Source organism: Streptomyces sp. NPDC054840 (genome assembly GCF_053611065.1).
Genome location: NZ_JBSGZP010000889.1, coordinates 1 through 2,447 on the forward strand (window position 1 = coordinate 1; position 2,447 = coordinate 2,447).

At 70.3% G+C, this 2,447-nt stretch carries 2 protein-coding genes; both read left to right on the forward strand.

Annotated features, from left to right (window positions below; translation table 11 throughout):
* Positions 1-576, forward strand: a 576-nt coding sequence (locus ACWGIU_RS35550; RefSeq protein ID WP_453712222.1) for an amino acid kinase family protein, incomplete at its 5' end; no start/stop codon positions are given.
* Positions 573-2,105, forward strand: a complete 1,533-nt coding sequence (locus ACWGIU_RS35555) for a YfcC family protein (protein ID WP_453712223.1) — start codon at positions 573-575, stop codon at positions 2,103-2,105. The genes ACWGIU_RS35550 and ACWGIU_RS35555, both read left to right, overlap by 4 nt.
* Positions 2,106-2,447 lie beyond the last annotated feature (342 nt).

Here is a 2,447-nt window from a genome sequence, read left to right on the forward strand (position 1 = left end):
GTCTACGACCGGGCCCAAGCGGAGCGACTGGCCGCCGAACGCGGCTGGACGGTCAAGCAGGACGGCGCCCACTGGCGACGTGTCGTCCCGTCCCCCCGTCCACAACGCGTCGTGGAGACCCGGCTCATCCGGCTGCTGCTCAACTCGGGAGCGGTGGCCGTGTGCGCCGGAGGCGGCGGTGTACCGGTGATCCGTGACGAGAAAGGGCGGCTGACCGGCGTCGAAGCCGTGGTGGACAAGGACCTCACCGCCGCCCTCCTGGCCGAGGCGCTCGATGCCGACGCGCTCCTGCTGCTCACGGACGTTCCCCACGTGTCGCTCGGCTACGGCACCCCCGGCGCCGAGCCCATCGGACGGACCACGCCCGCGGCCCTGAGGGCTCAGCAGTTCCCCGCCGGATCCATGGGCCCCAAGGTGGACGCCGTGTGCCGGTTCGTCGAGCTCACCGGCGGCATGGCAGCCATCGGCGCTCTCGAAGACGCCCGAGCCATCCTCGACGGAGCCACCGGCACCGTCGTCACGCCCAGCGGCAGCGACCGCGAAACCCGCCACGACGGTACACAGGACCTGATATGACTCTGCAGAGCGCACCCGCATCCCCGCAGCCGGCCCGGGCCGGAACGGACTCCGGCGCACCTGACGGCCCGCGGCGGCGGCTTCCGTTTCCGTCCGCCTTCACCGTCCTGATCGCCGTCACCGTCGTGGTCTGGGCCCTGACGTTCGTCATCCCTGCCGGCCGCTACGACACCAAGGACGGAAACCCCGTACCGGGCACCTACCACCCCGTGGAACTGACCACCGGGTTCTGGGAGCGGCTCAAAGACCTGTTCCTTGCCCCGGTCAACGGTCTGTACGGCGTCACCGACGCCGGGACCGGCCTCACCGCGCCCGGCGGGACCGGCTCCTTCGCGGGCGCGGCCGGAGTGTTCCTCTTCATCCTGGCCGTGGGTGCGTTCATCACGGTCACGATGCGCACCGGGGCACTCACGGCGGGAGTGGCGCGCCTCGCACAGCGTCTGCACCACCGCAGGACCCTGCTCCTCGTGGTCCTGCTGACGGTGTTCTCCCTGGGCGGCACCACGTACGGCATGGCGGAGGAAACCCTGGGCTTCTACGGGCTGATGATCCCCCTGATGCTCGGCCTGGGCTACGACCGCATGGTCGCCGCGACAGTTGTCATGGTGGGAGCCGGGGTGGGAACCCTCGCCTCGACCGTCAACCCCTTTGCCACAGGGGTGGCTTCCGACAGCGCCGGCATCGGCACGGGAGACGGCATCGTCCTGCGACTGGTGATGTGGGCCGGTCTGACGGCCCTGGCAGCCGCATACGTCGTGCGCTACGCCCGCCGCGTCACCGAGGACCCCTCCCGGTCGCTGACACCCGTCACCGAGGACGACCTCCGCATCAAGGCGGAGGGCAGCGACGCGGCGAAGCCTACGAGCCGCCAGCGCATCGTCCTGTACCTCTTCGCGGCCACCTTCCTCTTCATGATCTTCGCCGTCGTCCCCTGGTCCGATCTCCACGTCACCTTCCTGCCCACCCTCGGCTGGTACTTCCCCGAACTCGCGGCCCTGTTCATCGTCGCGGCCGTCGCCGTGGGGCTGATCGGCGGCTTGGGAGAGAAGGGCACGGTGAACGCCGTCACCGCCGGCGCAGGGGACTTCATCGGAGCGGCGATGATCGTCATGCTGGCGCGGGGAGTCACGGTGATCATGAACAACGCCAGTGTCACCGACACCATCCTCGACGTCCTGCAGAGTGCGGTGGCCGACACGTCCTCCGGCGTGTTCGCCGTCCTGATGTTCGTGGTGAATCTCCCGCTGGCCTTCTTCGTCCCCTCCTCGTCCGGCCACGCGGCCCTCGCCATGCCCATCCTCGCCCCCCTGGCAGACTTCGCCGGAGTGAGTCGGGCCCTGGTGGTGACCGCGTACCAGTCCGCTTCCGGATGGGTGAACCTCGTTACGCCCACCTCGGCCGTCGTCATGGGAGGCCTCGCCCTCGCCAAGGTCCGCTACGACCAGTACCTGCGCTTCATGGCGCCACTGATGGGTGCCCTGCTGGTGGCCATCGCCGGATTCCTCGCACTGGGTGCGGCAGTGCGCTGAATCGCCACGGGTCAGGCAGGTGGCCGGCCGGTCGGGACATCGACCAGCCGGCCACCGTCGTGCGCCCGGCACGAGGCGGACTCATGGCTGTGCCGGACGGGGCCAACAGGGTCCCTGGGCGCTCCTCTGATCCGCGACCGTGGGATCCGGCGCGGCAGGGTGCCCGTGCCCTCAGGGAGGTGGAACTCATGCCCGGACTGCCGGCCATCGGAGCGACTGCACGGTCGGCCGGGCTGTGGACCGGGCCGACCGCCCCATCCCACCCCTCGCGACGGCGGCTGCCGTCCCTCGCGTCCGGCACGACAGGCAACGCGCCGACCACTGCGGTCACAGCACACAAGG